The 8,940-nt window shown below is 63.1% G+C and carries 2 protein-coding genes; both read left to right on the plus strand.

The annotated features are described in order from the left end of the window. Positions 1–1,147: AMP-binding protein (locus ACR52_RS28895; protein WP_048731877.1), on the plus strand; the 1,147-nt coding region annotated here is incomplete at its 5' end. 10 nt (positions 1,148–1,157) lie between these two features. Beyond that, positions 1,158–8,940: non-ribosomal peptide synthetase (locus tag ACR52_RS28900; RefSeq protein WP_152687722.1), on the plus strand; the 7,783-nt coding region annotated here is incomplete at its 3' end.

The following is an 8,940-nucleotide window of genomic DNA, read 5'->3' on the forward strand; positions in this document are numbered from 1 at the left end:
GATCAACCTGATCAATCAGCAGCAGGTCACCACGCTGCACTTCGTGCCGTCGATGTTGCAGGCGTTCCTGCAGGATCCAGCAGTGTCGAGCTGCCAAAGCCTGCAACGCATCGTGTGCAGTGGTGAAGCCCTGCCGGCGGACGCCCAGCAGCAAGTGTTCGCCAAGCTGCCACAGGTCGGGCTCTATAACCTGTACGGCCCGACCGAAGCCGCCATCGACGTGACCCACTGGACCTGCGTGGATGAAGGTCGCGATGCCGTACCGATCGGTCGCCCGATCGCCAACCTCGGTTGCTACATCCTTGACAGCAACTTCGAGCCGGTCCCGGTCGGGGTGCTGGGCGAGCTGTACCTGGGCGGCATCGGCCTGGCCCGTGGTTACCACCGCCGTCCTTCCCTGACTGCCGAGCGTTTTGTCGCGCATCCGTTTGTCAAAGGCGAACGCCTGTACCGCACCGGCGATCTGGCGCGCTACCGCGAAAACGGCGTGATCGAATACGCCGGGCGTATCGACCACCAAGTCAAGCTGCGTGGCCTGCGCATCGAGCTGGGCGAAATCGAAGCGCGCCTGCTGGAGCACGAGTGGGTACGTGAGAGCGCCGTGCTGGCCGTCGACGGCAAATACCTGGTGGGCTACCTGGTGCTGCACAACGCTGGCGATGACTGGCGTGATGTGCTGGGCGCCCACCTGGGTCAGCAGCTGCCGGACTACATGGTCCCGGCGCAGTGGATGCTGCTGGAACAGATGCCCCTGAGCCCCAATGGCAAGCTCGACCGCAAGGCCTTGCCCAAGGCGGATACCAGCTTGCAGGCGAGGGAATACGTCGCCCCGCGCAGCGAACTCGAACAACAGATCGCCGCCATTTGGGCGCAGGTGCTGGAAGTCGATCGCGTGGGCCTGAACGACAACTTCTTCGAACTGGGCGGGCACTCCCTGCTGGCTACGCAGGTGGTGGTGCGCCTGCGCGAGCAGTTGCATGCCGAATTCGACGTCAAATCGATTTTCACCACCCCGACCCTGGCTGATTTCAGCGCCCATGTGGCCGCCCGGCAGACAAATAATTCGCCGGTGCAGGACGCATTAGCTAAATCCTTGGAGGCCCTCAAACGTCTATCAGCAGAAGATTTGGATAAATTGATTTCCTGAGGGGCGTGGCGTGCAAGCATTAATCGAGTCGGTAGGGTCACTTACGGCGCAACAAAAGAAAGCGTTGGCGGTATTGCTCAAGCAGCAAGGTATCAACCTGTTTGAGATTGCCCCGGTTTTCAAGCGCCAGGAAGGTGAGCCTCTTAGGCTTTCTTATGCTCAGGAGCGGCAGTGGTTTTTGTGGCAGTTGGAGCCGCAGAGCACCGCCTATCACATACCAAGGGCCCTGCGCCTGACGGGCCACCTGAATGTGGCGGCGCTGCAGCGCAGCTTTGACACGCTGGTGATACGCCATGAAAGCCTGCGCACGCATTTGCAGGAGGACGGCGACAGCGCCTTGCAGGTCATTGCCGATCAGTTGAGCGTGGACATTGCCCTGGTCGACGCCCAGGAGTCGGACCTCAAAGGCCTGGTAGAAGCTGAAATCGCCCAGCCGTTCGATTTGCTGCAAGGCCCGCTGTGGCGGGTCAAGCTGCTGCGCCTGGCGCCCCAGGAGCATGTGCTGGTGCTGGTCCAGCACCACATCGTCTGCGATGGCTGGTCGATGCAGGTGATGGTTGACGAGCTGGTCCAGCTTTACGCGGCCAATGTCCAGGGCCAGGACCTGCAATTGCCGGCCTTGCCGATCCAGTACGCTGACTACGCGTTGTGGCAGCGCAGCTGGATGGAGGCGGGAGAGCGCGAGCGCCAGCTGGGTTACTGGGCCGGCATGCTCGGTGGCGAGCAACCGGTACTGGAAATGCCGATGGACCGGCCACGGCCCGCCGTACAAAGCTACCGTGGTGCACGGCTCGACCTGACGCTCGAAGCGTCGCTGGTGGCGGGCCTCAAGATCCTGGCACAGCGCGAGGGTGTGACAATCTTCATGTTGCTGTTGGCGTCGTTCCAGGCCGTGCTGCATCGCTACAGCGGCCAGGCTGACATCCGCATCGGCGTGCCGGTGGCCAACCGAAATCGGGTGGAAACCGAGCGCCTGATCGGCTTTTTCGTCAATACGCAGATTCTCAAGGCCGATATCGACGGCCAAATGACCTTCCGAGAACTGCTGCAACAAACCCGGCAGCGTGCGGTGGAAGCCCAGGCGCATCAAGACTTGCCGTTCGAACAATTGGTGGAAGCACTGCAGCCGGAACGCAGCCTGAGCTACAACCCGTTGTTCCAGGTGATGTTCAACCACCAGACCGACACCCAGCGCAGCGGCGGCAGTGTCACCGGCCTGCAAGTGCAGGGGTTGGAGTGGGAAAGCAAGACCTCGCAGTTCGATCTCAACCTCGACACCCAGGAATCGGCTGACGGCATCCACGCGTCCCTGACCTATGCCACCGACCTGTTTGATGCGCCGGGGTTGGAACGTTTCCTCGCACACTGGCACCGTTTGTTGCACCTGGTGAGCCAGGATTGCAGCGGTCGGGTCGGCGAGCTGCCGTTGCTGGATGATGCGCAGTGGCAGCAACTGGTGCATGCCTGGAATCACACGCACCAGGCGTTCCCCCAGGATGTGGGTGTGCACCGCCTGCTGGAAGCGCAGGCGCGCGCCCGTCCCGACGCGACAGCCCTGGTCTGCAATGACCAGGCGCTGAGCTACGCCGAACTGAACCTGCGCGCCAATCGCCTGGCCCATCGCTTGCGCGCGGCCGGTGTCGGCCCGGACGTGCTGGTGGCCGTCGCCTTGGACCGCTCGGAGGGCATGGTGCTGGCCTTGCTGGCAACCCTCAAGGCCGGTGGCGCCTATGTGCCGCTTGACCCGCAGTTTCCGGCCGACCGACTGGCGTTCATGCTTGAAGACAGCCGCGCCCGCGTGCTGTTGACCACCGGCGACCTGCACGAGCGCCTGCCCCTGACGGCTGGCCAGCAGGTGCTGTTCATCAGCGAGCAGGAGGATGCGCATCACAGTAGTGACAACCCGCACGTCGAGCTGACCGATGAGCACTTGGCTTACGTGATCTATACCTCCGGTTCCACCGGCAAGCCGAAGGGCGTGATGGTGCGCCATGGCGCCCTGAGCAGCTTCACACGGGGCATGGCCGATACCCTGAGCATCGACGCAAGCGCGCGCCTGCTGTCGTTGACCACGTTCTCCTTCGATATTTTCGCCCTTGAGCTGTACCTCCCGTTGTCTGTCGGCGCCACGGTGGTGCTGGCGGAGAAGGAGGTGTCCCAGGACCCTGAGGCGATCCTGAGCCTGGTGCATGAGCAGGCGATCGACGTGGTGCAAGCCACGCCGTCGACCTGGCGCATGCTCCTGGACAGCGAACGCCGCGCCTTGCTGCACGGGGTCAAGTGCCTGTGCGGTGGCGAAGCACTGCCGGCCGACCTGGCCCAGCGAATGCTGGCCCAGCAGGGCACGGTGTGGAACCTGTATGGCCCGACCGAAACCACGATCTGGTCGGCGGCCCACCCACTGGTTGAGCCCCTGCCGTTTGTTGGTCGACCAATTGCCAACACGTCGCTGTTTATCCTCAACGCCGAACTCACACCGAGCCCTGTAGGCACCTGCGGTGAACTGCTGATCGGCGGTGTGGGCCTGGCCCGGGGGTATCACGGCCGAGCCGCAATGACCGCCGAGCGTTTTGTGCCCAACCCCTTTGCGCGCAACGGCGAGCGGCTGTATCGCACAGGCGACCTGGCGCGTTATCGCGTAGATGGCGTGGTCGAGTACATCGGCCGCGTGGACCATCAGGTCAAGGTGCGAGGGTTCCGTATCGAACTGGGAGAGATTGAGGCGTGCCTGCGGGAGCAGGCTGATGTGCGCGAAGCCGCCGTGGTGACGGAGCATGACCAATTGCTGGCCTACCTGGTCACCCGGCAATCGGTGTCGGACGAGGAGCAGGTCACCCTGCGCGAGCAGTTCAAGGCCACCCTGCGTGAGCAGTTGCCGGAGTACATGGTGCCGGCTTACCTGGTGTTCCTGGAGCGGATGCCCCTGACGCCCAATGGCAAGCTCGACCGCAAGGCGTTGCCCAGGCCCGATGCCGCTGCCCTGCAAAAACACTTTGTGCCGCCTGTCACCGAACGCGAGTGCCAGGTCGCGGCCATCTGGGCTGAGGTGCTGGGATTGCCGCAGGTTGGCCTGGAGGATCACTTCTTCGAAATCGGTGGGCATTCGTTGTTGGCCACGCGGGTGGTGTCACGTGTACGCCAGGCGCTGGGCATTGATGCACCATTGAAAGGCCTGTTCGAACAGCCGGTGCTTGGCCGTTTCGTGCAGGCGTTGTCAGGTACCACGCTGGACTCGCCAACGATCCTGCGGTTGGCGCGTGATCAACCTTTGGCGCTGTCCTATGCCCAGGAGCGCCAGTGGTTCCTCTGGCAACTGGAGCCGCAGAGCACCGCCTATCACATACCGGCGGCCCTGCGTTTGCGCGGTGCACTGGATCGCCAGGCCCTGCAACGCAGCTTTGATAGCCTGCTTGAGCGACATGAAACGCTGCGCACTGTGTTTGCCGTGGATGGCGAGCGTACGGTACAGCGGATCGCAGCGCCAGCCGCTTTACAGATCGACAGCGAGACCCTGCACAGTGATGAGCCGGGAGCCTTGAAGGCCCGGGTCGAAGCAGAAATCGCCCGTCCGTTCGACTTGTGCCAAGGCCCGCTGCTGCGGGTCAAACTGTTGCGTCTGGGCGCAGACGATCATGTGCTGGTGCTGGTGCAGCACCACATCATCTCCGACGCCTGGTCGATGGAGGTTATGGTCGATGAGTTGGTGCAAGCGTATGCCGCGTTCAGCCAGGGTCTGGAGCCTCAGCTGCCGGCACTTGCGGTTCAATATGCCGATTACGCGGTGTGGCAGCGTGCCTGGATGGAGGCGGGCGAGCAAGCCCGCCAGCTGACCTACTGGGTGCAACGCCTGGCCGGTGAGCAGCCCGTGTTGGAGCTGCCGCTGGATCATCCACGCCCGGCGGTACAAAGCCATCGCGGCGCACGCCTGGACCTGTTGCTGGACGCCACGCTGGCGAGCGAACTGCAGGCCTTGGCCCAGCGCCAGGGCGCGACCCTGTTCATGGTGTTGCTGGCGTCCTTCCAGGCCTTGTTGTATCGCTACAGCGGCCAATCGGATATTCGCGTCGGCGTGCCGATTGCCAACCGCAACCGGGTCGAGACCGAGCGCTTGATCGGTTTCTTCGTCAATACCCAAGTGCTCAAGGCCGATATCACCGGTGAGCTGTCGTTTGTCGAATTGTTGCAGCAGGTCAAGCACACGGCCCTGGATGCGCAAGCTCATCAGGACCTGCCCTTCGAGCAGTTGGTGGAGGCGTTGCAGCCGGAACGCAGCCTGAGCCATAGCCCGTTGTTCCAAGTGATGTTCAACCACCAGTCCGACGCGCGCGGCGAGCCGGGCGCGCAGTCGATTCCGGGTTTGCAGGTCGAAGGTCTGGCATGGGACAGCCACACCGCACACTTTGACTTGAGCCTGGATACCCAGGCGTCCGCGGATGGGCTGTGGGCATCGTTGACCTACGCGACGGATCTGTTCGAAGCGGCCACCATTGGACGCATGGCCCAGCATTGGCTTGGCCTGTTGCGGGCCGTGGTGAAGACACCGACCCATCATATTGCGCGCTTGCCGCTGCTGGCAGCCGAAGAACAGCACGCGCTGCTGCAGGCCTGGAATGCCAATCGCCCGGCTGCTGCGTGGCAGGCCGGCGTCCATCGCCTGTTCGAGGCCCAGGTGCTGCAACGCCCGCAAGCGGTGGCACTGGTACTCGATGGGGAGTCACTGACCTATGACGCGCTCAATCGGCAAGCCAACCGTCTGGCTCACTGCCTGGTGGCAGAGGGCGTGGGTGCGGAAGTTTTGGTGGGGGTCGCAGTTGAGCGCTCCTTTGCCATGGTGGTCAGCCTGCTGGCGGTCCTCAAGGCCGGTGGTGCCTATGTGCCGCTCGACCCGCAATACCCGCGCGAACGCCTGGCCCATATGCTCGAAGACAGCGGCGTGCGCCTGGTGCTGACCCAATCCCATGTGCCGATGGCGCTGCCCGCAGGCGTTGCCGCACTGGCGATCGATACGGTTTCGCTTGCGTCGTACGCCGAGGGCAATCTCAGCGCAACCGTCAGCCCGCACAACCTGGCCTATGTGATCTATACTTCCGGCTCGACCGGCAAACCCAAGGGCGTGGCGATCGATCATGGTGCCTTGAACGAATTCGCGAGCATTGCCGCCGGTTATTCCAAGCTGACCGAGGATGACCGCGTACTGCAGTTCGCGACCCTGAACTTCGATGGCTTCGTGGAGCAGTTGTATCCTGCGCTGACCCAAGGCGCCGCCGTGGTCCTGCGTGGCCCGGAACTATGGGACAGCGGACGCCTGTACCGCGAAATCCTGCAACAGGACATCACCCTGGCCGACCTGCCGACCGCCTACTGGAACCTGTTCCTGCTTGACTGCCTGGCGGCGGGGCCGCGTAGCTATGGTGCGCTGCGGCAAGTGCATATCGGTGGCGAAGCCATGCCACTGGATGGTCCCGCGCAATGGTTGCGTGCGGGCCTGGGGCATGTGCGCCTGCTCAACACCTACGGACCGACCGAGGCGACGGTGGTCTCCAGTGTGCTGGACTGCACCAGCGGCGATGAAGTCATTGGCGCCACCGCAAGCCCGATTGGTCGCTCCCTGTCGGGGCGTGCCTTGTATGTACTGGATCGCGATCTCAACCTCGCGCCGTTGGGCGCCGTGGGCGAGTTGTATATCGGCAGCGCCTGTGGCCTGGCGCGCGCTTATCTGAACCGTCCGTTGCTGACCGCCGAACGCTTTGTCGCTGATCCTTTCAGCGGTAACGGCGGGCGCCTTTACCGCACCGGGGACCTTGCGCGTTACCGTGCCGACGGCGTGATTGAATACGTCGGGCGGGTCGATCATCAAGTGAAGATCCGCGGTTTCCGTATCGAACTGGGTGAAATTGAAGCACTGTTGCTCGCCCAGGCGAGTGTCCGTGAGGCCGTGGTGTTGGCGGTAGACAATCAATTGCTGGCCTACCTGGTGGCCGAGCAGCCGGACACCCGCGCATTGGATGAAGCGCTCAAGTCGGCACTGCGCGAGCAACTGCCGGATTATATGGTGCCGGCCCACCTGATATTCCTTGAACGCCTGCCGCTGAACCCCAACGGCAAGCTGGATCGCCAGGCATTGCCACGACCGGATGCGAGCCTCTCGTTGCAAACCTGGGTTGCGCCGGTCAGTGCACTTGAGGTTCAAGTGGCGGCGATCTGGGCGGATATCCTCGGTGTGGAGCGCGTTGGCCTCACGGATCACTTCTTCGAGCTCGGCGGGCATTCGCTGCTGGCTATGCAAGTGGCGTCGCGACTGCGCCAGGCGCGGGCACTGGAAGTGCCGCTCAAGGTGCTGTTCGAACAGCCACGCCTGCAAGGATTTGTCGCCGCGCTGCTCGCGCTCCAAGCGAGTGAGGGGGCCAAGGCGCCGGCGCTGGTCCCCGTTGCGCGTGACCGCGGCTTGCCGCTGTCTTATGCCCAGGAACGGCAGTGGTTTCTCTGGCAACTGGACCCAGACAGCGCCGCTTACCACGTGCCCAGCGCGCTGCGCCTGAAGGGGCCGTTGGATCAAGTCGCCCTGCAACACAGCTTTGACCGCCTGGTGGCGCGTCATGAGAGCCTGCGCACCCTGTTGCGCCAGGAAAACCACGGCACCGTGCAAATCGTGGCTGAGCCTGCACCTGTCGCCATCAACCATAGCGACGTGCTGGAGGCTGACCTGCAAGCCACCGTGGAGGCGAAGATAGCGCTCACGTTCGACCTGGAGCAGGGCCCGCTGCTGCGTGTTGATCTGCTGCGCATCGCCGAAGACGACCATGTACTGGTGCTCGTACAGCACCATATCGTTTCCGATGGTTGGTCGATGCAGGTCATGGTCGATGAGCTGGTGCAGCTGTATGGCGCATTTACTCGGGGCCAGGACCTGCAGCTGCCTGCACTGCCGATTCAATATGCCGACTACGCCGTATGGCAGCGCGACTGGATGGACGCTGGCGAGAAAGAGCGCCAACTTGGCTACTGGCGTGATCTGCTGGCAGGTGAGCAACCCGTGCTCGAGTTGCCGTTCGACTTTCAGCGTCCGGCGGAGCAAAGCCATCGCGGTGCGCGGTTGCACGTGGATTTGCCGGCTACGCTGGTGTCTGGCCTCAACGCATTGGCCCAGCGCGAAGGCGTGACGATGTTCATGCTGCTGCTGGCTTCGTTCCAGACCTTGCTGCATCGCTACAGTGGCCAGGAAGACATCCGTGTCGGTGTACCGATAGCCAACCGCAACCGCGTTGAAACCGAACGGCTCATCGGCTTTTTCGTCAACACCCAGGTGCTCAAGGCCGATATCGATGGGCAAACCACCGTTGCCCAATTACTGCAGCAGGTCAAGCAGCGCGCGCTGGACGCCCAAGCCCATCAGGACCTGCCGTTCGAGCAACTGGTGGAGGCGCTGCAGCCGGAGCGCAGCCTGAGTCTGAACCCGTTGTTCCAAGTGATGTTCAACCATCAGGCGGCCAACCGCCGGGCTTTCGCAGGGCAAGCGGCGAGTGAACTGCATGTCGAAGGACTGGCCTGGAACAGCCACACCGCGCATTTCGACCTGGACTTGGACGTCCACGAGTGGGGCGAGGGGCTGAGTGCTTCCCTGGGGTATGCCACCGACCTGTTCGCCGCGGCGACCATCGAACGCATGGCCGACCACTGGCAGAACCTGTTGCAGGCGATGGTTGCCGACCAACAGCAGCCCATCAGCCAACTGAACCTGCTGGGTCAGGATGAGCAACAACACATCCTTCAACTGTGGAACCAGACCGATGCCG

It is taken from the genome of Pseudomonas fildesensis (genome assembly GCF_001050345.1).
Classification (GTDB): Bacteria; Pseudomonadota; Gammaproteobacteria; order Pseudomonadales; family Pseudomonadaceae; genus Aquipseudomonas; species Aquipseudomonas fildesensis.